Genomic DNA, 22767 nt, shown 5'->3' on the forward strand with positions numbered 1-22767 from the left:
CAACCCACGGGCCTTGCCAGCCCGTGGGTCACGTCGCGAATCCACGCCTTGGCGCGTCAGGCTTTTTTCTGGTGCTGAGCCAATGCTGCCTTGACGAAACCGCTGAACAGCGGGTGGCCGTCACGCGGAGTCGAGGTGAACTCCGGGTGGAACTGGCAAGCGACGAACCATGGGTGATCCGGTGCTTCAACCACTTCAACCAGGGCGCCATCACCGGAACGACCGGAGATTTTCAGGCCGGCTTCGATCAGTTGTGGCAGCAGATTGTTGTTCACTTCATAGCGATGACGATGACGCTCGACGATCACGTCCTTGGCATAGCAGTCGTGAACCAGGGAGCCGGCTTCCAGCAGGCAATCCTGGGCACCCAGGCGCATGGTGCCGCCCAGGTCGGAGGACTCGGTGCGGGTTTCAACGGCGCCGGTGGCATCTTCCCACTCGGTGATCAGGCCCACGACCGGGTGACCGCTGGCGCGATCGAACTCGGTGGAGTTGGCGTCTTTCCAGCCCAGCACGTTACGGGCGAACTCGATGACCGCCACTTGCATGCCCAGGCAGATACCCAGGTACGGCACCTTGTTTTCACGAGCGTACTGCACGGCGGTGATCTTGCCTTCCACGCCACGCAGGCCAAAACCGCCTGGGACCAGGATCGCATCGACACCTTCGAGCAGCGCAGTGCCCTGGTTCTCGATGTCTTCGGAATCGATGTAGCGCAGGTTGACCTTGGTCCGGTTGCTGATGCCGGCGTGGCTCATCGCTTCGATCAGCGACTTGTACGCGTCCAGCAGCTCCATGTACTTGCCGACCATGGCGATGGTGACTTCGTGTTCCGGGTTCAGCTTGGCGTCGACCACCGCTTCCCACTCGGACAGGTCGGCACTATCGCACTGCAGGCCAAAACGCTCGACGACAAAATCATCCAGGCCCTGGGAGTGCAGGATGCCCGGGATCTTGTAGATGGTGTCGGCGTCTTCCAGGGCGATCACCGCACGTTCTTCAACGTTGGTGAACTGCGCGATCTTGCGACGCGAAGACAGGTCGATCGGGTGGTCGGAACGGCAGACCAGGACGTCCGGCTGCAGGCCGATGGAACGCAGTTCCTTGACCGAGTGCTGGGTCGGCTTGGTCTTGGTTTCGCCGGCGGTGGCGATGTACGGTACCAGCGTCAGGTGCATCAGCATCGCGCGCTTGGCGCCGACTTCGAAACGCAGTTGACGGATCGCTTCCAGGAACGGTTGCGACTCGATGTCACCGACGGTGCCACCGATCTCGACCATTGCCACGTCAGCGTCGCCAGCACCCTTGATGATGCGGCGCTTGATTTCGTCGGTGATGTGCGGAATCACCTGGATGGTTGCACCCAGGTAGTCACCACGGCGCTCTTTGCGCAGCACGTGCTCGTAGACACGGCCAGTGGTGAAGTTGTTGTTCTGGGTCATGGTCGTGCGGATGAACCGCTCGTAGTGGCCCAGGTCCAGGTCGGTCTCGGCGCCGTCGTGAGTGACGAACACTTCACCGTGCTGGAACGGGCTCATGGTGCCCGGGTCGACGTTGATGTACGGGTCCAGCTTGAGCATGGTGACCTTAAGTCCCCGCGCCTCCAGGATGGCCGCCAATGATGCCGATGCAATGCCTTTCCCCAATGAAGAAACAACACCGCCCGTGACGAATATGTAGCGCGTCATGAAAAACCCTAGAAGTCTGCGTTAAAGCGGTCAGTGCCGCCGGGGAAAGCGAAGGAAGGCCGAAGCCCCCGATCACCTGCATTAATTACAGTGCATCTTTCAAAAAAACCGCCGCGTTGGGACAGACCGGCAGATGAATCACCGGTAGGTTGCTCGCTACACATTTTTTGGAATCGCCCAGCAAAGACTGCTTGGTAATCGGCAACTCCTGCAATTCAGGCGAATCCACAGAAGTTGTATCAAGAAGGGAGCGTAGTCTACCGGAAAGGCCCTTTCAGCTCAAACCTTGATCGTTGATTACTGGCTGCCATCGCAAAACCAGGTTTGCCTGCGCGCTGACATCCAGCCCGGGCAGGTTGGCCACGGCAATCAATTGCTCATCGCAGTACAGCAGCGGCAATCTGCCACGGGCGAACCACGGCACCTGACGCTCATTGAGCAAGCGCTTGAGGTCGCGGTGTCCACGACCGGGCAACTGCATCACCTCCCCGCCCTGGCGGTAACGCACGCTGAGCAGGCCGTGCGGGGGCTCACCCACCAGGCTGAGCCGACCATTGCCGGGTAGTGCCAGTTCAGTTGCTGGATCAGGCCAGGGCACTGTACCCGTGAGCGCGGGCAGCCGATCGCCGGACAACCACCAGACCCGCCCATTGGCCCGATGCACTTCGCCATCCGCCAGTCGCCAGATCGGCCGGGCATCCGCCGCGGCATCCCGCAGGCTGTCCCAACCCGACCAATGGTCAGTGTCTGGCAGGCGAGTCAGCGTCGCCAGCCAATGCCCCAGGGCGTTGCGCTGGCGAGCCGCGGACAGCCCGGCAAGCGCCGCCAGGTCCAGCGATGGATGCCCCAGCCAGGCAAACTCATGGGCGGTGGCAGCCTGGGCCAGGTCCATCTGCGCCAACTCATCGAGCAAGCCCTGGGCCTCGCGCAGATGGCCGGCACTGCGCGCCAGGGTGGCGGCTGCCTGGGGCCAGCGACGACTGAGGACGGGGAAAACCTGCTGGCGCAGATAATTGCGGGAAAACTGCTGATCACCATTAGAGGGGTCCTCGACCCAGCGCAACTGGTGTTCACAGGCGTACGCCTCAAGCTCGGCCCGCGACACATCCAGCAACGGCCGCACCAGGTGCCCGGGTCCCAGGGCACGATGGGCCGGCATTGCCGACAAGCCCCTGACCCCCGCGCCCCTCAACAGACGAAACATCAGGGTCTCGGCCTGATCGTCGCGATGCTGGGCAGTCAGCAGCACTTCATCGACCTGGATCACCTGGGCAAAGGCCGCATAACGCGCCTCACGGGCGGCTCGCTCCAGGCTCGCACCGGCCTGGACCTGAACCCGCATCACCGCCAGCGGCACGCCCAGCCCGTCACACACGGCCTGACAATGCTGCGGCCACGCATCAGCCGCAGCCTGCAGGCCGTGATGCACATGGATCGCTTGAAGTTCGGGCAGGGCCTGGCTTTTAGCCAGTTGCGCCAGGAGGTGCAATAACACGGTGGAGTCGAGGCCACCGGAGAAGGCGATGCGCCAGGTCGGTGCATTGCGCCAGGGGGTCAGGGTCAACAGCAGTCTTGCAGACAGATCAGGTGTGAGCTGGCGCATATCGATCACTTCGCACACATCAGCGGTGGGAGCGAGCCTGCTCGCGAAAAAGGCCAGCCAACACGCAGGTTGACTGTAGCTTCGTCACTGCGAGCAGGCTCGCTCCCATCATGATCCGGTGTCAGATCACAGACCGTAGCTCATCAGGCGCTCGTAACGGCGGGCCAGCAGCGCGTCGTTGTCGAATTTCTTGAGCATCTGCAGTTGCGCGATCAGCTCACCACGGATCGAGGCAGCTGCAGCGGCCGGATCGCGGTGGGCGCCGCCCAATGGCTCGCCGATCACTTTATCGACGATACCCAGGCCCTTGAGGCGCTCGGCGGTGATGCCCATCGCTTCAGCGGCATCCGGGGCCTTTTCTGCGGTTTTCCACAGGATCGAGGCACACCCTTCCGGCGAAATCACCGCGTAGGTCGAATACTGCAGCATGTTCAACTGATCGCAGACACCGATAGCCAGTGCACCACCGGAACCACCCTCACCGATCACGGTGGCGATGATTGGGGTTTTCAGGCGAGCCATGACACGCAGGTTCCAGGCGATAGCCTCGCTCTGGTTGCGCTCTTCGGCGTCGATCCCCGGGTAGGCACCCGGCGTGTCGATGAAGGTCAGGATCGGCATCTTGAAGCGTTCAGCCATTTCCATCAGGCGGCACGCCTTGCGGTAGCCTTCCGGACGCGGCATACCGAAGTTGCGGCGAACCTTCTCACGCACTTCACGGCCTTTCTGGTGACCGATCACCATCACTGGCTGGTCGTCCAGGCGGGCGACACCGCCGACAATCGCGGCGTCATCGGAGAAGTGACGGTCACCGTGCAGTTCATCGAACTCGGTGAAGATGTGCTGGATGTAGTCCAGGGTGTAGGGACGACGCGGATGACGCGCCAGACGAGCGATCTGCCAGCTGGTCAGCTTGCCGAAGATGTCTTCGGTCAGCGTGCTGCTCTTGTCCTGCAGGCGCGAGATCTCATCGCCGATATTCAGCGAATTGTCATTACCGACCAAGCGCAACTCTTCGATCTTGGCTTGCAGGTCGGCGATCGGCTGTTCGAAATCTAGAAAATTCGGGTTCATAGGCGTCCGTCTTGGGTCGACGTCCAAGTGAGCTTGGGTCGGCCGGTTGTCTATTCGCGCCCTACCTTAAGGGACAGGCGCGTTCAGGTCGAGATTAAAAATTCGGGTCATGGCCAGGGCGCTTCAAGGGCCCCTGACCGTCAACGGTATTGGAGGAAGACGTTGTCTCGCCCGAACTGGTCACGCAGGGCTTGAATCAAGCTGTCTGCCGGATCGATTCGCCAGGTCTCGCCAAATTGCAGCAAGGCCTTCGCGTCGGGGCTGGTGTACTCCATCGTGATGGGGCAGGCGCCACGATGACGCTTGAACAACTCCCCCAGCCAGCGCAACTGATCGCCCTTGAGGTCCTGGGTCTGCACCTTCAGGCGCAGGCTTTCGGCCAGGTTGGTGCGCGCATCTTCCATGCTCATCACCCGTTTGACCCGCAGCCGCAGGCCACCGGAGAAGTCGTCATTGCTGACTTCGCCCTCGACCACCACCATCGCGTCGGTCTGCAGCAACGACTGCGCGGAATGGAACGCCTCGGCGAACAGCGACGCCTCGATCCGGCCCGAACGGTCGTCGAGGGTGATAAAGCCCATCTTGTCGCCCTTTTTGTTCTTCATCACCCGCAGGGCGATGATCATGCCGGCGACTGTCTGGGTGTCGCGAGCCGGCTTCAGGTCGATGATGCGCTGGCGGGCAAAACGACGGATTTCACCTTCATATTCGTCAATCGGGTGACCGGTCAGGTACAGCCCCAGGGTGTCTTTTTCACCCTTCAAGCGTTCCTTGAGCGTCAGCTCCTTGGCTTTGCGGTGATTGGCGTAGACATCCGCATCTTCTTCGACAAACAGCCCGCCAAAGAGGTCGGCGTGGCCGCTGTCGTGGGTCCGCGCGGTCTGCTCGGCCGCCTTGATCGCCTCTTCCATGGCCGTCAGCAGCACCGCACGGTTGCGGTCGATGTTGGCCTGGTAGGCTTTGGTCTCATCAAAGAAGTACGGGCCCAGGCGGTCCAGCGCACCGCTGCGGATCAGGCCGTCGAGGGTACGTTTGTTGATTCGCTTGAGGTCGACCCGCGCGCAGAAGTCGAACAGGTCCTGGAACGGCCCATCCTGACGCGCCTCGGTAATCGCCTCGACCGGCCCCTCGCCCACGCCCTTGATCGCGCCCAGGCCGTAGATGATCCGCCCCTCCTCGTTCACCGTGAACTTGAACTCCGAAGTGTTCACGTCCGGTGCGTCGAGGCGCAGCTTCATGGTTCGCACTTCTTCGATCAAGGTCACGACCTTGTCGGTGTTGTGCATATCCGCCGAAAGTACCGCCGCCATGAACGGCGCCGGGTAGTGGGCTTTCAGCCAGGCCGTCTGGTAAGACACCAGGCCGTAGGCGGCGGAGTGGGATTTGTTGAAGCCGTAACCGGCGAATTTCTCCACCAGATCGAAGATGTTACCGGCAAGGTCGGCATCAATGTTGTTGGTGGCGCAACCCTCAATGAAACCGCCGCGCTGCTTGGCCATCTCTTCGGGTTTTTTCTTACCCATGGCCCGACGCAGCATGTCCGCACCGCCGAGGGTGTAGCCGGCCATGACCTGGGCGATCTGCATCACCTGTTCCTGATACAGGATGATGCCGTAGGTCGGCGCCAGCACGGGCTTGAGGCCTTCGTACTGGTAGTCGGAGTGCGGGTACGCCAGCTCGGCGCGCCCGTGCTTACGGTTGATGAAGTCGTCCACCATGCCCGATTGCAGCGGGCCCGGACGGAACAGGGCCACCAGTGCGATCAAGTCTTCCAGGCAGTCGGGCTTGAGCTTTTTGATCAGCTCCTTCATGCCCCGCGACTCGAGCTGGAACACCGCGGTGGTCTCGGCCTTTTGCAGCAAGCTGTAGGTCGGTTTGTCGTCCAGCGGGATAAAGGCGATATCCAGCGGCGGCTCGTTAACCTTGGCGCGGTCGCGGTTGATGGTTTTCAGCGCCCAGTCAATGATCGTCAGGGTCCGCAGGCCGAGGAAGTCGAACTTCACCAGGCCGGCCGCCTCGACGTCATCCTTGTCGAACTGGGTGACCAGGCCGCCGCCCTCTTCATCGCAATAGATCGGCGAGAAGTCGGTCAGCTTGGTGGGGGCGATCACCACACCACCGGCGTGCTTGCCGACGTTACGCACAACGCCTTCGAGCTTGCGCGCCATCTCCCAGATTTCCGCCGCCTCTTCATCGACCTTGATGAAGTCCCGCAGGATCTCTTCCTGCTCGTAGGCTTTTTCCAGGGTCATGCCGACTTCGAAGGGAATCATCTTCGACAGGCGATCCGCCAGGCCATAGGACTTGCCCTGGACCCGCGCCACGTCCCGCACCACCGCCTTGGCGGCCATGGAACCGAAGGTGATGATCTGGCTAACCGCATTGCGCCCGTACTTCTCGGCCACGTACTCGATGACCCGGTCGCGACCGTCCATGCAGAAGTCGACGTCGAAGTCGGGCATGGAGACCCGTTCCGGGTTGAGGAAACGTTCGAACAGCAGGTCGTATTCCAGCGGGTCGAGGTCGGTGATCTTCTGCACATAGGCCACCAGCGAGCCGGCACCCGACCCCCGGCCCGGCCCCACCGGAACCCCGTTGCTCTTGGCCCACTGGATAAAGTCCATCACGATCAGGAAGTAACCGGGGAACCCCATCTGGATAATGATATCCAGCTCGAAATTCAGCCGGTCGACGTAGACCTGGCGCTTGGCCTCGTAGTCCTCTGTGGTGTCCTTGGGCAGCAGCACGCTCAAGCGCTCTTCAAGCCCGTCGAAGGACACCTTGCGGAAATACTCATCGATGGTCATGCCATCGGGAATTGGGAAGTTAGGCAGGAAGTGCTTGCCCAGCTTTACATCGATGTTGCAGCGCTTGGCGATTTCGACCGTGTTCTGCACGGCATCGGGCAAGTCGCTGAACAGCTCGAGCATTTCCTCGGCGCTTTTGAGGTATTGCTGGTCGCTGTAGTTCTTCGAGCGCCGTGGATCGTCGAGCGCCCGGCCTTCACCGATGCACACCCGGGTTTCGTGGGCGGCGAAGTCTTCCTGCTTGAGGAACCGCACATCGTTGGTGGCCACCAGCGGCGCGCCGATCTTGTCGGCCAGGGCCACGGCAGCGTGCAACTGCTCTTCATCGTTGGGACGGTTGGTACGCTGGATTTCCAGGTAAAAACGGTCCGGGAACACTGCCATCCACTCGCGGGCCAGGGTTTCGGCTTCGTCCGGATTGCCACCGAGCAGGGCCATGCCGATTTCGCCCTCCTTGGCCGCCGAGAGCATGATCAAGCCTTCGTTGGCCTCGGCCACCCATTCGCGCTCGATGATGATCTGGCCATTGCGCTGGCCATCGATGAAGCCGCGGGAAATCAGCTCGGTGAGGTTGCGATAACCCACCGCATTCATCGCCAGGAAGCTGATCCGGCTCAAGGCGTTGTCCGGGTCCTTGTTCGACAGCCACAGGTCGGCGCCGCAGATCGGCTTGATCCCCGCACCCATGGCGTTTTTGTAGAACTTGACCAGGGAACACATGTTGTTCTGGTCGGTGACCGCCACAGCCGGCATGTTCATGCCGACCAGGGTCTTGACCAGCGGCTTGATCCGCACCAGACCGTCGACCAGGGAGTATTCAGTGTGCAGGCGTAGGTGAACGAATGAAGCCGGCATAGTGATCCTGCTAATAACGTGGAGACAACAAGGCCCGGATTGTACCGGGCCTTGGCAAAAACATCAGCTTGGACTAGCGCTCTAGCAGCCCTTCGCGAGCCTCGTAAGCCTGCCGCACCGGCGCGAACGAACGTCGGTGAATCGGGGTCGGGCCCAGGCGCGCCAAGGCTTCCAGATGCACAGGCGTCGGATAACCTTTGTGGCCGCCGATGCCATACCCCGGGTAAATCAATTCAAAGGCCGCCATTTCACGGTCGCGACTGACTTTGGCCAGGATCGACGCCGCGGCAATCGCCGGGACCTTGCTATCGCCCTTGACCACCGCTTCCGCCGGCATGGCCAGCTTGGGGCAGCGATTACCGTCGATCATCGCCAGCTTTGGCTGAATGTGCAGGCCTTCGACAGCGCGCTGCATCGCCAGCATGGTGGCATGGAGAATGTTCAACTCGTCGATTTCTTCGATTTCAGCGCGAGCGATGCACCAGCTCAGGGCCTTTTCACAGATTTCGTCGTAGAGCTTTTCGCGCCGGGCTTCAGTGAGCTTCTTGGAGTCATTGAGGCCGAGGATCGGGCGCTGCGGATCGAGGATCACCGCCGCCGTCACCACCGCGCCACAGAGCGGACCGCGCCCTACTTCATCGACTCCGGCGACCAGCTCTTGAGCACCCGCGACGAGGTTGAAATCCAGGCCCATTTGCATCTTTACCGTACTCATTGTGGTGCGCCGATCAAGTTGAGGACCGCGTCAGCGGCCTGGTTCGAGGCATCGCGGCGCAGGGTCCGGTGGATCTGGTCAAAACCGATGGTTTGCTCTTCGCCGCCATCGATCAGCGGCGACAGGGTCAGCGCCAACGCCTCGGGCGTCGCATCATCCTGCAGCAACTCGGGCACCAGCAGACGCTGGGCCAACAAGTTCGGCAAGGAGATGTAAGGGCTTTTCACCATGCGCTTGAGAATCCAGTAGGTCAGCGGCGCCAGGCGATAGGCCACGACCATCGGCCGCTTGTACAACAACGCCTCCAGGGTCGCGGTGCCCGAAGCGATCAGGACCGCGTCGCAGGCCGCGAGCGCCTGGTGCGAGCGCCCGTCCAGCAGGGTGACCGGCAAATCACGGCCAGCCAGCAGCTCTTCGAGCTGCACCCGCCGCTCCGGACTGGCGCACGGAATGATAAACCGCACCCCGGGGCGCATGGCCCGCAGCCGCTGCGCAGCATCGAGGAACAAGCCGCCCAGGCGCCCGACTTCACCGCCCCGGCTGCCCGGCATCAACGCCACCAGCGGGCCGTCTGGCAGGCCCAGCTCGGCACGCGCCGCGGCTCGGTCGGCTTCCAGCGGAATGGCATCAGCCAGGGTGTGGCCGACAAACCGCACCGGTACGCCCTTCTCTTCGTAGAATCGGGCTTCGAACGGCAGCAGCGTCAGCATCAGGTCGCAGCCTTCACGAATCTTCAGCACACGCTTCTGCCGCCAGGCCCAGACCGAAGGGCTGACGTAGTGCACGGTCTTGATCCCGGCCTGACGCAACTTGAGTTCGATATTGAGGGTGAAGTCCGGCGCATCGATACCGATGAACACGTCCGGCTTTTCGGCGATCAAGGTCTTGATCAACTTCTTGCGTCGGGCCAGCAGCTCACGCAAGCGCCCCAGGACTTCCACCAGCCCCATGACCGACAAGCGCTCCATGGGGAAATAGGAAGTCAGGCCTTCAGCCTGCATCAGCGGACCGCCGACGCCGATGAACTCGACCGCCGGGTGGCGAGCCTTGAGGGCACGCATCAGACCCGCGCCCAGGATGTCGCCGGAAGCTTCGCCCGCCACCAGCGCTATACGCAGATTAGCCATGGTTAGCGTGTGATGCCGCGGGTCGAAGACTGGATCGAGTCACGGAACAGCGCGACTTCCGGAAACTGCGCCGAAGGCTCGGCCAGCTCAGCCAGCGCCTGCTCCACGGTCAAGCCCTGGCGGTAGACCACCTTGTAGGCACGACGCAGGGCATGGATCGCTTCTTCGCTGAACCCACGACGGCGCATGCCCTCGAAGTTCATGCTGCGCGCTTCTGCCGGGTTGCCGAACACTGTGACATAGGCCGGCACATCCTTGCCGATGGCCGTACCCATACCGGAAAAGCTGTGGGCGCCAATGTGGCAATACTGATGAACCAAGGTGAAACCGGAGAGGATCGCCCAGTCGGCCACATGGACATGCCCGGCCAACGCCGTGTTGTTGACCAGGATGCAGTGGTTGCCGATGACGCTGTCGTGGCCGATGTGGGCATAGGCCATGATCAGGTTGTGATCGCCCAGGGTAGTCTCCGAGCGGTCCTGGATGGTCCCACGGTGAATCGTCACCCCTTCACGGATAACGTTATGGTCGCCGATCACCAGGCGCGTCTCTTCACCCTTGTACTTCAGGTCAGGGGTGTCCTCACCGATCGAGGAAAACTGATAGATGCGGTTGTGCTTGCCAATCCGCGTCGGCCCCTTGAGCACTACGTGCGGGCCAATCACTGTTCCCTCGCCGATTTCCACACCTGCGCCGACGATCGACCAGGGGCCGACCTCAACGCCCTCGGCCAGTACGGCCGTCGGATCGATGATTGCGCGAGGGTCAATCAAACTCATACTTTTTGTTCCGCACAGATGATCTCGGCCGAGCATACGGGCTTGCCATCCACCGAAGCCTGGCATTCAAACTTCCAGATCTTGCGCTTGCAGCTGATGAAGGTGGCTTCGAGGATCAACTGATCGCCCGGCTTGACTGGCTGACGGAAGCGTAGCTTGTCGGAGCCGACAAAGTAGTAAAGCGTGCCATCGGCAGGCTTGACGTCGAGCATTTTGAAACCAAGGATTCCGGCAGCCTGGGCCATCGCTTCAATGATCAATACGCCCGGCATGATTGGATGCGCAGGGAAGTGACCGTTGAAGAACGGCTCGTTGATGCTGACATTCTTGTAGGCACGAATGCGCTTTTCCTCAACATTGAGGTCCACTACCCGGTCCACCAGCAGGAACGGGTAACGGTGAGGCAGGTATTCGCGAATCTCGTTGATGTCCATCATTTCGGGGGGAAGCCTATGTAAAGATTGGGAACGCGCGACTGATGCACGCTCCTCTAGCAAATCAAGGAGGCAGTCTAACGGCTGTGCACACTTGATATGGAAATGGTATCAGCCATCTGATGAAGCATTACCACCAGGGGTCACTTCACTTACCTGCTTTTCCAACTGGCGCAGACGTCGCGCGATGTCGTCGAGCTGACGGATGCGTGCCGCGCTTTTACGCCACTCGGCGGCCGGCTGCATGGCCGTACCGGAAGAGTAGGCGCCCGGCTCGGTAATCGAGTGGGTGACCATGGTCATTCCGGTGAGGAATACGTTGTCGCAGATCTCGATGTGCCCCACCAGCCCGACACCGCCGGCCAGCATGCAATGCTTGCCGATCTTGGTGCTGCCGGAAATGCCTACGCACGCCGCCATGGCGGTGTGATCACCCACCTGCACGTTGTGCGCGATCTGTATCTGGTTGTCGAGCTTCACCCCATTGCCGAGGATGGTGTCAGCCAAGGCGCCACGGTCGATAGCGGTATTCACGCCAATCTCCACGTCATCACCGACCAACACCCCACCGACCTGGGCAATTTTCTGCCAGATGCCCTTTTCGTTGGCGAAACCGAAACCCTCACCGCCGAGCACCGCACCGGACTGAATGACCACCCGCTTGCCAATGCGCACGTCGTGGTACAGCGTCACCCGCGGGGCCAGCCAGCCACCCTCACCGATCTCGCTACGAGCCCCGATGAAGCAATGCGCGCCGACCGTGACTCCGGCAGCAATACGGGCACCACTCTCGATCACCGCAAAGGCACCGATGCTCGCCGCCGGGTCAACCACCGCATCCACGGCGATGACCGCCGTCGGATGGATACCGGCAGCCGCCTTGGGCTTGGGATCGAACAGGTGAGACACCCGCGCGTACGCCGCGTAGGGATCCGGCACCACCAGCGCATCACCGGCAAAACCTTCGGCGTCAGCGGCCTTCAGCAACACGGCTGCGGCATGGCTGTCGGCCAGGTATTTGCGGTATTGGGGGTTTGCCAGAAAGCTCAACTGAGCTGGGCCAGCCTCTTGTAAAGTGGCTAGCCCAGTAATTGTCTTCTCCGGGTCGCCACACAGGGTGGCGCCCAGGAACTCGGCCAACTGGCCGAGTGTTTTAGTCGCTGTCATGGATTACTTCAGCTGATTCATGCGCTCGATGACCTGGCGGGTGATGTCGTATTGCGGCTTGACATCAATCACTGCGCCACGCTCGAAGACCAGGTCAAAAGCACCTTTCTTGATCACTTCTTCCACAGCGCTGTCCAGCTTAGGCTTGAGCTGCTTGAGCATTTCACGGTCGGCAACGGCCTTGGCTTCGTTCAATTCCTTGGACTGGAACTGGAAGTCGCGGGCCTTTTGCTTGAATTCAAGCTCCAGACGCTCACGCTCACCCTGGGCCATTTTGTCGCCACCGCTGACCAGACGGTCCTGGATGCCTTTCGCACTGCTTTCCAGGGTCTTGAGCTTGGTCAGTTGTGGGCCGAATTTCTTCTCGGCGTCCACTGCGTACTTCTTCGCTGCGTCCGACTCCAGCAACGCCATCTGGTAGTTCAGTACTGCGATCTTCATGTCGGCAAATGCCGGGGTCGCTACCAGGACAGTTGCCAGGAGAACCAATTGAGTCAACTTACGCACGATGCACTCCTACAAAATCCATTGTCGTTGTCTTGGGACAGACGCTTAGAACGTCTGGCCGAGGGAAAATTGGAACACTTGGGTTTCAGCGTTATCCGGTTCTTTCACCGGCATGGCCAGAGCAAAGCTCAAAGGACCCAATGCGGTAACCCAGGTCACACCAATACCCACGGAGCTGGCCAGGTTGCTGAGGCTGACGTCGTTGCACTGCGTGTTCGAGTACGAATCAGGCGCGGTGTTCTTGGTCTGCTCGCACTTGGAGTCAAACACGTTACCGACATCCCAGAACACGGAAGTACGCAGTGAACGTTGATCCTTGACGAATGGCAGCGGGAACAACAGCTCGGCACCACCCTGGATCAGGACGTTACCACCAAACGGCAGCGGATCCTGGTCCGGGTCGAGAGCCGTACCTTGGTTCCCCGTATCTTTTACACCACGGCTCGGAGTACTGCGCGGACCCAAGGTACTGTCCTTGAAGCCACGAACCGAGTTGAAACCACCAGCATAGTAGTTTTCGTAGAATGGCAAGCCATCCGTCGAGCCGTAGCCGTCACCGTAGCCCAGCTCAGTGTGCAGGCGCAGGGTGTAGTTATCGGTCAATGGCTGGAACAACTGGCCACGGTAGTCGAGTTTAAAGAACGACAGGTCGCTGCCCGGCACGGTGGTTTCCAGGGTCACGCTCTGGGAGTGACCACGGGTAGCCAATACGCCTTTGTTCAGGGTCGACTCCGACCAGCCGGCCGAAGCCTTGAAGTTCAGGTACTGGTCGCCTTCACGGTTAACGAAGTCGAAGATCTCGTCGACGGTGTACTGGCCGGTCTTGATCTTGTCTTGCTGTGCGTTCAGGCCAAAGGTCAGGCGCGAAGTCTCGCTGATCGGGTAACCCACGCTGACACCGGCACCCAGGCTGTCCACGGCGTAGCTGGAAACGTCGGTGTCGAGCTCATCGTAGTCAGTGGTGCGGTAGAACGCGTTGTAACCCAGGCTCACGCCATCAGCTGTCCAGTAGGGGTCCACGTAACCGAAGTTATAGCGGCTCTGGTATTCACTGCGGGTCAAACCGATGCTGACCTTGTTACCGGTACCCAGGAAGTTGTTCTGGGTAATCGAACCACCCAGGATCAGACCGGCGCTCTGGGCAAAACCGACGCTGGCGGTAATCGAGCCGGATGCTTGTTCTTCAACGCTGTAGTTGACGTCTACCTGGTCATCGACACCCGGTACAGCCGGTGTCTCGACGTTGACTTCCTTGAAGAAGCCCAGGCGTTCCAGACGGGTCTTGGACTGGTCGATCAGGTAGGTCGAAGCCCAGCCACCTTCCATCTGGCGCATTTCACGACGCAGCACTTCGTCTTCGGACTTGGTGTTGCCACGGAAGTTGATACGGTTCACGTAGGCACGCTTGCCGGGATCGACCACGAAGGTGATATCGACCGTGTGGTCTTCGTCGTGCGGCTGAGGCACGCCGTTGACGTTGGCGAAGGTGTAGCCCTCGTTACCCAGGCGACGGGTGATCAGTTCGGAAGTGGTGGTCATCAGCTTGCGCGAGAACACCTGGCCTTTCTGCACCAGCAACAGCGCCTTGACCTGGTCTTCAGGCACTTTCAGGTCGCCGCTGAGCTTCACGTCACGAACGTTGTACTTCTGGCCTTCGTTGACGTTGACAGTGATGTAGACGTGCTTCTTGTCCGGGGTGATGGACACCTGGGTCGAAGCGATATCCATGTTGATATAGCCGCGGTCCAGGTAGTAGGAGCGCAGGCGCTCGAGGTCACCGGATAGTTTTTCACGGGCGTACTTGTCATCGTTCTTGAAGAACGACAACCAGTTGGTGGTCTTGAGTTCGAACAGGTCGATCAGGTCTTCGTCGGGGAAAACCGTGTTACCCACCACGTTGATGTGCTGGATAGCGGCAACGGTGCCTTCGTTGATGTTGACCTTCAGGCCCACGCGGTTGCGCGGCTGGGGGACCACTTCGGTATCAACGGTGGCCGAGTAGCGGCCTTGAGCCACGTACTGGCGCTGCAGTTCGTTACGCACGCCTTCGAGGGTTGCACGCTGGAAGATTTCGCCTTCAGCCAGGCCGGATTGCTTGAGGCCCTTCATCAAGTCTTCAGTGGAGATCGCCTTGTTGCCTTCGATCTCGATACTGGCGACAGATGGACGCTCGACTACCGTGATGACCAGGACGTTGCCGTCGCGACCCAACTGGATGTCCTGGAAGAAACCGGTTTTGAACAGCGCACGAGTGGATTCGACCAGGCGACGATCATCCGCCTGTTCACCGACGTTCAACGGCAAGGCACCAAAGACGCTGCCGGCGGATACCCGCTGGAGGCCGTTGACGCGAATATCGGAGATAGTGAAGGACTCGGCGTGAACTTCGGCGATCATCAATACGGTGAGAACCGCAGTTAGCAGCAGACGTTTCATGAAGTCCTTTCTTATTCCAACTGGCAATAAAAACTGCCGCAAAATGCGGCAGATTCGCAATTCAGCGAAGCGTTACAGTCGACCCAGATCGTTGACCAAGGCAAGCAACATCACCCCGACCACCAAACTGATACCGATCTGTATCCCCCAACCTTGCACCCGATCCGACAAGGGACGACCACGCGCCCACTCAATCAGATAAAACAACAAATGCCCCCCATCCAGTACAGGAATGGGCAACAAATTCAGAACCCCCAGGCTAATACTCAGATAAGCAAGGAAATTCAGGAAATCAGCGACGCCCGACTGGGCAGAAGCGCCCGCCACTTTAGCAATGGTTATCGGTCCACTCAAGTTTTTTACCGAGAGCTCGCCGAACAACATTTTCTTCAGCGAATCGAGGGTCAGCACACTCATGGTCCAGGTGCGTCGCGCCCCTTCGCCAATGGCCGCTACAGGACCGAAGCTGACCTCACGAATCATCGTTGGTGGCCAATCGACAGCTTTCACCCCTGCCCCCAGGTAACCCATGGCGGCCTTAGCGTCACCCCGGGCTCCCAAAGTCACAGGGACGTCGATTCGAGCACCGTCGCGCTCGACCTGCAGCACAATTTTGGTTTCAGGACGTAAACGCACCCAATCGACCACTTGCTGCCAATCCGTCAGCGCCTGGCCATCGAGCTGCAACAGTCGGTCGCCGGTTTTCAAACCAGCCGCCTGGGCCGGCCCCTTGGGATCAAGTTCAGCCAGGACCGGCGGCAAGGCCGGACGCCACGGACGAATGCCGAGGGAGCGAATCGGATCAGGCTCATCGGCGCCCTTGAGCCACTGGTCCAGAATCAGTTCACGGGGGGTATCGGCAGTGGAGCCCTCTTCGCGCACCAACAACTGCACTGCGCCACTCTCACCCAGGCGGCGCACCAGTTGCAGATTGACGGCGGCCCAACCGGAAGTGGCCTCGCCATCGACGGCGACGATTTCCTGACCCGGGCTCAAGCCGGCCTTGGCGGCGATACTGCCGACTTCAACCCCACCAATCACCGGGCGAATCTGCTCGGTACCGAGCATGGCCAGGACCCAGAAGAACACCAGGGCCAGCAGGAAGTTGGCGATAGGGCCAGCAGCAACGATAGCGATACGCTGGCGAACCGACTTGCGATTGAAGGATTGCTCCAATTGCTCGGCCGGCACTTCGCCTTCACGCTCATCGAGCATTTTCACGTAGCCACCCAGCGGGATGGCGGCAATCACGAACTCGGTACCCTGGCGATCATGCCAGCGCAGCAACGGCATGCCGAAGCCTACGGAAAAACGCAGAACCTTGACGCCACAGCGACGCGCGACCCAGAAATGGCCGAATTCATGGAAGGTGACCAGCACGCCCAGGGCTACCAGGGTGCCGACAATCATATAGAGCGCGCTCATCTACTTTCTCCGCAATCCTATTCAGCGCTGGTGCGGGCAAACCTGCCGCAACACCTATCGCCCGTGACGGCTCAACCAATGCTGCGCCAGTACACGCGCTTTCGCGTCCGCCGTAAACACTGCCTCGAGATCCGCCACAGCCACTACCGGTTCAAGGTTCAATACTTCCTCGATGATACTCGCGATCTCCAGGTAGCGGACACGCCCATCCAGAAAGGCGGCAACCGCCACCTCATTGGCCGCATTCAACATGGCCGGCGCGCTGTTACCCGCCTCGGCCGCCTGGCGTGCCAGACGCAGGCACGGGAAACGCTCTTCATCGGGCGCCTGGAAGTCCAGGCGCGCAATGGCAAACAGATCCAGCGGCGCCACGCCGGAGTCGATCCGCTCAGGCCAGGCCAGCGCATTGGCGATGGGCGTGCGCATATCAGGGTTGCCCAACTGGGCCAGCACCGAACCGTCCACGTAGTCGACCAACGAGTGAATCACGCTCTGCGGATGGATCACCACCTCGACCTGGGACGGCTTGGCATCGAACAGCCAGCAGGCCTCGATCAGCTCCAGGCCCTTGTTCATCATGCTCGCCGAGTCGACCGAAATCTTGCGCCCCATGGACCAGTTGGGATGGGCACAGGCCTGATCCGGCGTGACATGTGCCAGCTCGGCCAGGGCGGTCTGGCGGAACGGGCCGCCAGACGCGGTCAGCAGAATCCGCCGCACCCCGACATTGCCCAGTCCGCGGGAGAAGTCCGTCGGCATGCACTGGAAGATCGCGTTGTGCTCACTGTCGATCGGCAACAATACCGAACCGCTCTTGTGCACCGCCTGCATGAACAAGGCGCCGGACATCACCAGCGCCTCTTTGTTGGCCAGCAGAATCTTCTTGCCAGCCTCCACTGCCGCCAGGGTCGGGCGCAGTCCTGCCGCACCGACTATCGCCGCCATCACCGCATCCACTTCGGGATCGGCAGCCACCTGGCACAGCCCCTCCTCCCCCACCAGCACACGGGTCGCCAGGCCAGCAGCCCGCAGATCATCCTGCAGACGGCGAGCCGCCTCTGGCTGCGGGACCACGGCAAAGCGCGGCACGTGACGGATGCACAAGGCCAGCAACTCGCTAAGGCGCGAGAAGCCGCTCAAGGCAAAGACTTGGAAACGCTCAGGGTGGCGAGCGATGACGTCCAGGGTACTCAGGCCTATGGAGCCGGTCGCACCCAGGACCGTGATCTGTTGTGGCCGGCTCACGGTGCGGCCATCCACAACAACACAGCGAACAAGGGGATTGCTGCGGTCAGGCTGTCGATTCGATCCAGCACACCGCCATGACCCGGCAACAGGTTACTGCTGTCCTTGATCCCGGACTGACGCTTGAACATACTTTCGGTCAGGTCGCCGACCACCGAGATGAACACGATGATCGCCGCGCCGATCAGCCCCATGAGCAACTGACCCACACTCCAGTCACGCACCAGGCCAACGACCAGGGTAATCACCAGGCTCAAGAGCAGGCCGCCATACACCCCTTCCCAGCTCTTGCCAGGACTGACCAGCGGCGCCAGCTTGCGCTTGCCGAAGGCCCGGCCGGAGAAGTAGGCGCCGATGTCCGCCCCCCAGACCAGCACCATGACCGCCATGATCAGCCAGTTACCCAGCGGGTATTGCTTGATCAGCACCAGGCCTTGCCAGGCCGGCAACAGAATCAGCAGGCCGATCACCAGCTTGCAGGCAGCACTCGCCCAGTGCTCGCTGGTCTTGGGATAGGTCAGCACCAGGAAAGTCGCTACGCCCCACCACAGCACGGCTGCACCCAACACCCAAGGCGCAAGCCCGGGCACCAGATGCAGGACCAGCAGCATCGCGGCCACCACAGCCCCATAGGCGACACGCATCGACTGCGCCTCGAAGCCAGCCAGGCGCGCCCACTCCCAGGCCCCCAGGGTCACCACCAGGCCGATGAACAGCGCAAAAGCGGAACCTTCGAGCAGGAAAAACCCGCACAGGGCGATTGGCAGCAGGATCAGTGCCGTGATGATTCGTTGTTTAAGCATTAAACCCGGGCTCCAGCTTCGACCTGTTCGCTCGTTTTACCGAAGCGACGTTGGCGAGAAGCGAAATCGGCCAGTGCAGTGCGCATGGCTTCGTGTTTGAAGTCCGGCCAGAACAGGTCGGAGAAGTACAACTCGGAATAGGCCATCTGCCACAACAGGAAGTTGCTGATGCGATGCTCGCCACCGGTGCGAATGCACAGGTCCGGCAACGGCAGGTCGCCGGTGGACAGGCAGGTCTGCAGCAAATCTGGCGTGATGTCGTCCGGCCGCAGGTGGCCGGCCTGAACTTCTCGCGCCAGACGCTGCGCAGCCTGGGCGATGTCCCACTGACCACCGTAGTTGGCAGCGATTTGCAGGACAAAACGATTGGCTCCGGCCGTCATCGCCTCGGCTTCACGCATGGCTGCCTGAAGTTCGGGATGAAAGCGCGAGCGGTCGCCAATGATGCGCAAGGTGATGTTGTTGTCGTTGAGGCGCTTGGCCTCGCGACGCAACGCCTTGAAGAACAGGTCCATCAAGGCACTGACTTCATCGGCCGGGCGCTGCCAGTTCTCACTGGAAAACGCGAACAGGGTCAGGACTTCCACCCCCGATTCCGCGCACACCTCAATCACGGCGCGCACAGCATCGACGCCTGCCTTGTGCCCGGCTACGCCGGGCAAGAAACGTTTTTTTGCCCAGCGATTATTGCCGTCCATGATGATCGCGACATGTCGCGGCACCATGGACAGCGCAGGCTGCTTGGTCTTTTCCATGAAGGCGTCCTGACCCCTTATACGGCCATCAGGTCCTTTTCTTTATCTTCCGTGGCCTTGGTGATCAGGGCCTCAGACTCCTTGGTCAACTTATCGATATCGGCGATTGCACGACGCTCTTCGTCTTCGCTGATTTCCTTGTCCTTGACCAGCTTCTTCAGCTCACCCAAGGCATCACGACGAATATTGCGCACGGCAACACGGGCATCTTCGGCTGCGCTGCGCGCCTGCTTGGTGAAGCCCTTGCGGGTTTCTTCAGTCAGGGCCGGCATCGAGATCAGCAGCATCTCACCCAGGTTGGTCGGGTTGAGGTTCAGGCCGGCGCTCTGGATAGCCTTGTCGACGGCAGCGAGCATGTTGCGCTCGAACGCCACGACCTGCAGGGTGCGCGAGTCTTTCACGGTAACGTTGGCCACGCCGCTCAGCGGAGTGTCGGAACCGTAGTAAGGCACCATCACGCTGCCCAGGATGCTTGGGTGGGCCTTGCCAGTACGAATCTGGCCAAACGCCAGGTTCAGAGACTCCAGGGATTTTTGCATACGCGCCTGGGCGTCTTTCTTGATGTCGTTGATCATTGTTCGCCTTCCTCGATCAGAGTCCCTTCAGCGCCGCCATGTACGATGTTCAGCAGGGCGCCGGGCTTGTTCATGTTAAATACGCGCAGCGGCATCTTGTGGTCGCGGCACAGGCAGATAGCCGTCAGGTCCATGACACCCAGCTTGCGATCCAGCACTTCATCGTAGGTCAGATGATCGAACTTCTCGGCATGCGGGTCTTTGAATGGATCTGCGGTGTACACACCGTCAACCTTGGTCGCCTTGAGCACGACGTCGGCATCGATTTCGATCGCGCGCAGGCAGGCGGCCGAATCGGTGGTGAAGAACGGGTTACCGGTACCGGCCGCGAAGATCACCACTTCCTTGGAGTTGAGGTGACGCATGGCTTTGCGGCGATCGTAGTGATCGGTCACGCCAACCATGGAAATGGCCGACATCACGATGGCCGAGATATTGGCACGTTCCAGCGCATCGCGCATGGCCAGGGCGTTCATCACAGTGGCCAGCATGCCCATGTGGTCGCCCGTGACCCGATCCATGCCAGCAGCACTCAGTGCCGCGCCGCGGAACAGGTTGCCACCACCAATCACCAGACCGACCTGGACACCGATACCGACCAGTTGGCCGACTTCCAGCGCCATGCGATCCAGGACCTTGGGGTCGATCCCGAACTCTTCGGAGCCCATCAAGGCCTCGCCGCTAAGCTTGAGTAGAATGCGTTTATAGCGAGCCTGATAACCACTGCCCTGCTGAGCCATTGCGAATCTCTCCTGCGGCGTATTTTAAAAAATTCTGTGCTGGCTGTTTGCAGCCTGCGTTTACTCTAGCTTGACGCTATCACAGCGCCATCAGAACACGGCTTTGTAAGCCAGTTCCGAAGGGAAGCCAAATAAAATCGACCTCCCATTTGAAAAGAGGCTGCGCGCGTGAGCGGGCAGCCTCTTTCGGGCGACAGTTGAAAACTGTCTTATTGCTTGGCAGCAGCCAGCTGGGCAGCAACTTCTTCAGCGAAGTTGTCGACCGGCTTCTCGATGCCTTCGCCTACTTTGAAGTAAGTGAAGGAAACGATTTCAGCACCGGCTTTCTTGGCCAGTTCGCCAACCTTGATTTCAGGGTTCTTGACGAACGCCTGCTCAACCAGGCTTGCTTCAGCCAGGAACTTGCTGATACGGCCTTTGACCATGTTCTCAACAATGTTTTCTGGCTTGCCTTTGATTTTTTCTTCGTTCAGCTGCAGGAACACGGCTTTTTCGCGCTCGATCGCTTCAGCGGAAACTTCCGATGGCAGCAGGAACTCAGGGTTGCTGGCCGCTACGTGCATAGCGATGTCCTTGGCCAGCTCAACGTCGCCGCCTTTCAGAACAACAGCTACACCGATCTTGTTGCCGTGCAGGTAGCCACCAACCACATCACCTTCAACGCGAGCCAGGCGACGGATGTTGACGTTTTCGCCAACCTTGCCGACCAGTACCAGGCGAGCAGCTTCTTGAGCTTCGATCAGCGGAGCGACGTCAGTCAGCTTGTCGGCGAACGCTTTTTCAACGCTGGCAGCAACAAATGCCTTGAAGTCGTCCTGCAGAGCCAGGAAGTCAGTCTGCGAGTTCACTTCCAGCAGGACTGCGGATTTACCGTCTTCCTTCAGAGCGATAGCGCCTTCAGCAGCAACGTTGCCTGCTTTTTTGGCAGCCTTGATGGCGCCCGAAGCACGCATGTCATCAATGGCTTTTTCGATGTCGCCGCCAGCCTTGGTCAAGGCCTTTTTGCAGTCCATCATGCCTTCGCCAGTACGCTCGCGCAGTTCTTTGACCAACGCTGCAGTAATCTCTGCCATTTTCAAATTCCTCTTGGATAGGTTTTCAACCATTCCACCCGATCGAACGGGCGATCAATTCTTCTCGATCCACCCTTTGTTAGCTGCCGCACGTTACAAAAAGGCAGTGGGCGCCGACAAATGGTTTTCGAGGTGGCAAAAAGGGGGCCAAGCCCCCTTTTTGCTTACTGAGTCAACGCCAAGGCGTCAATTACTCAGCTGCTGCTACCGGAGCTTCTTCTACGAACTGCTCGGTGCCGCCGGCAACGTGGTTGCGACCGCGGATCACAGCGTCAGCCATCGAACCCATGTACAGCTGGATAGCGCGGATTGCGTCATCGTTGCCTGGGATGATGTAGTCAACGCCTTCCGGGCTGCTGTTGGTATCGACTACGCCGATAACCGGGATGCCCAGCTTGTTGGCTTCGGTGATCGCGATGCGCTCGTGATCAACGTCGATAACGAACAGTGCGTCAGGCAGACCGCCCATGTCCTTGATACCACCCAGGGAACGATCGAGCTTTTCCAGGTCACGAGTGCGCATCAGCGCTTCTTTCTTGGTCAGCTTGGCGAAAGTACCGTCTTCGGCTTGCACTTCAAGGTCACGCAGACGCTTGATGGAAGCACGGATGGTTTTGAAGTTGGTCAGCATGCCGCCCAACCAGCGGTGATCGACGTACGGCGAACCGCAACGTGCTGCTTCTTCAGCAACGATCTTGCCAGCGGAACGCTTGGTGCCGACGAACAGAATCTTGTTTTTGCCCTGGGCCAGACGCTCTACGAAAGTCAGAGCTTCGTTGAACATTGGCAGGGTTTTTTCAAGGTTGATGATGTGGATCTTGTTACGCGCGCCGAAAATGTATTTACCCATTTTCGGGTTCCAGTAACGGGTCTGGTGACCGAAGTGCACACCGGCCTTCAGCATATCGCGCATGTTGACTTGGGACATGATAGTTCCTTAATAAGTCGGGTTTGGCCTC

General features: G+C 60.0%; 19 protein-coding genes. All 19 read right to left on the reverse strand.

Annotated features, from left to right (window positions below):
- Nucleotides 1–56: 56 nt before the first annotated feature.
- The 19 genes from pyrG to rpsB all read right to left on the reverse strand — a co-directional run bounded on the left by pyrG (nucleotide 57) and on the right by rpsB (nucleotide 22736).
- The gene (pyrG, locus tag Q1W70_RS04705) at nucleotides 57–1688 is read right to left on the reverse strand and encodes a CTP synthase (protein ID WP_166588545.1); all 1632 of its coding nucleotides are present in this window, start codon (nucleotides 1686–1688) and stop codon (nucleotides 57–59) included.
- 274 nt (nucleotides 1689–1962) lie between these two features.
- Entirely contained in the window at nucleotides 1963–3291 is a 1329-nt protein-coding gene (tilS, locus tag Q1W70_RS04710) for a tRNA lysidine(34) synthetase TilS (protein ID WP_166588546.1), read from the reverse strand.
- A gap of 126 nt (nucleotides 3292–3417) precedes the next feature.
- Nucleotides 3418–4365 (reverse strand): acetyl-CoA carboxylase carboxyltransferase subunit alpha, encoded by a 948-nt coding sequence (locus Q1W70_RS04715; protein WP_182343678.1) that lies wholly within the window; start codon nucleotides 4363–4365, stop codon nucleotides 3418–3420.
- A gap of 140 nt (nucleotides 4366–4505) precedes the next feature.
- Nucleotides 4506–8027, reverse strand: coding sequence for a DNA polymerase III subunit alpha (gene dnaE / locus Q1W70_RS04720; RefSeq protein WP_166588548.1), 3522 nt, complete (start codon nucleotides 8025–8027; stop codon nucleotides 4506–4508).
- Between the two features lie 73 nt (nucleotides 8028–8100).
- Nucleotides 8101–8727, reverse strand: coding sequence for a ribonuclease HII (gene rnhB, locus Q1W70_RS04725; RefSeq protein ID WP_302098880.1), 627 nt, complete (start codon nucleotides 8725–8727; stop codon nucleotides 8101–8103).
- A gap of 11 nt (nucleotides 8728–8738) precedes the next feature.
- Nucleotides 8739–9869: a lipid-A-disaccharide synthase gene (lpxB, locus tag Q1W70_RS04730; RefSeq protein WP_166588549.1), complete on the reverse strand. Its 1131-nt coding sequence runs from the start codon at nucleotides 9867–9869 to the stop codon at nucleotides 8739–8741.
- A gap of 2 nt (nucleotides 9870–9871) precedes the next feature.
- On the reverse strand, nucleotides 9872–10648 hold the full coding sequence (lpxA, locus tag Q1W70_RS04735) for an acyl-ACP--UDP-N-acetylglucosamine O-acyltransferase (protein WP_166588550.1): 777 nt from the start codon (nucleotides 10646–10648) through the stop codon (nucleotides 9872–9874).
- Nucleotides 10645–11085 (reverse strand): 3-hydroxyacyl-ACP dehydratase FabZ, encoded by a 441-nt coding sequence (fabZ, locus tag Q1W70_RS04740; protein WP_027619040.1) that lies wholly within the window; start codon nucleotides 11083–11085, stop codon nucleotides 10645–10647. Before fabZ ends, lpxA begins: the two co-directional genes overlap by 4 nt.
- 108 nt (nucleotides 11086–11193) lie before the next feature.
- Nucleotides 11194–12249: a UDP-3-O-(3-hydroxymyristoyl)glucosamine N-acyltransferase gene (lpxD, locus tag Q1W70_RS04745; protein ID WP_166588551.1), complete on the reverse strand. Its 1056-nt coding sequence runs from the start codon at nucleotides 12247–12249 to the stop codon at nucleotides 11194–11196.
- A 3-nt stretch (nucleotides 12250–12252) separates the two neighbouring features.
- Nucleotides 12253–12756, reverse strand: a complete 504-nt coding sequence (locus Q1W70_RS04750) for an OmpH/Skp family outer membrane protein (RefSeq protein ID WP_166588552.1) — start codon at nucleotides 12754–12756, stop codon at nucleotides 12253–12255.
- A 45-nt stretch (nucleotides 12757–12801) separates the two neighbouring features.
- Nucleotides 12802–15192 carry an outer membrane protein assembly factor BamA gene (bamA, locus tag Q1W70_RS04755; protein WP_185818279.1) on the reverse strand — a complete coding sequence of 797 codons (2391 nt, stop codon included), beginning with the start codon at nucleotides 15190–15192 and terminating at the stop codon, nucleotides 12802–12804.
- Between the two features lie 72 nt (nucleotides 15193–15264).
- Nucleotides 15265–16617, reverse strand: a complete 1353-nt coding sequence (gene rseP / locus Q1W70_RS04760; protein WP_166588554.1) for a sigma E protease regulator RseP — start codon at nucleotides 16615–16617, stop codon at nucleotides 15265–15267.
- Between the two features lie 54 nt (nucleotides 16618–16671).
- On the reverse strand, nucleotides 16672–17862 hold the full coding sequence (gene ispC / locus Q1W70_RS04765; RefSeq protein ID WP_182343672.1) for a 1-deoxy-D-xylulose-5-phosphate reductoisomerase: 1191 nt from the start codon (nucleotides 17860–17862) through the stop codon (nucleotides 16672–16674).
- Nucleotides 17859–18665 carry a phosphatidate cytidylyltransferase gene (locus Q1W70_RS04770; protein ID WP_166588556.1) on the reverse strand — a complete coding sequence of 269 codons (807 nt, stop codon included), beginning with the start codon at nucleotides 18663–18665 and terminating at the stop codon, nucleotides 17859–17861. The genes ispC and Q1W70_RS04770 overlap by 4 nt, the downstream gene beginning before the upstream one ends.
- Entirely contained in the window at nucleotides 18665–19420 is a 756-nt protein-coding gene (gene uppS / locus Q1W70_RS04775) for a polyprenyl diphosphate synthase (RefSeq protein ID WP_302098649.1), read from the reverse strand. Before uppS ends, Q1W70_RS04770 begins: the two co-directional genes overlap by 1 nt.
- A gap of 17 nt (nucleotides 19421–19437) precedes the next feature.
- The gene (gene frr, locus Q1W70_RS04780; protein ID WP_166588558.1) at nucleotides 19438–19995 is read right to left on the reverse strand and encodes a ribosome recycling factor; all 558 of its coding nucleotides are present in this window, start codon (nucleotides 19993–19995) and stop codon (nucleotides 19438–19440) included.
- Nucleotides 19992–20735 (reverse strand): UMP kinase, encoded by a 744-nt coding sequence (gene pyrH / locus Q1W70_RS04785; RefSeq protein ID WP_011059526.1) that lies wholly within the window; start codon nucleotides 20733–20735, stop codon nucleotides 19992–19994. The genes frr and pyrH overlap by 4 nt, the downstream gene beginning before the upstream one ends.
- Nucleotides 20736–20944: 209 nt before the next feature.
- Nucleotides 20945–21808 (reverse strand): translation elongation factor Ts, encoded by an 864-nt coding sequence (gene tsf, locus Q1W70_RS04790; protein ID WP_157714741.1) that lies wholly within the window; start codon nucleotides 21806–21808, stop codon nucleotides 20945–20947.
- 190 nt (nucleotides 21809–21998) lie between these two features.
- Complete coding sequence (gene rpsB, locus Q1W70_RS04795) at nucleotides 21999–22736, reverse strand: 30S ribosomal protein S2 (protein WP_003219330.1); 738 nt, start codon at nucleotides 22734–22736, stop codon at nucleotides 21999–22001.
- Nucleotides 22737–22767: the final 31 nt, after the last annotated feature.

Source organism: Pseudomonas kielensis (assembly GCF_030505375.1).
GTDB lineage: Bacteria > Pseudomonadota > Gammaproteobacteria > Pseudomonadales > Pseudomonadaceae > Aquipseudomonas > Aquipseudomonas kielensis.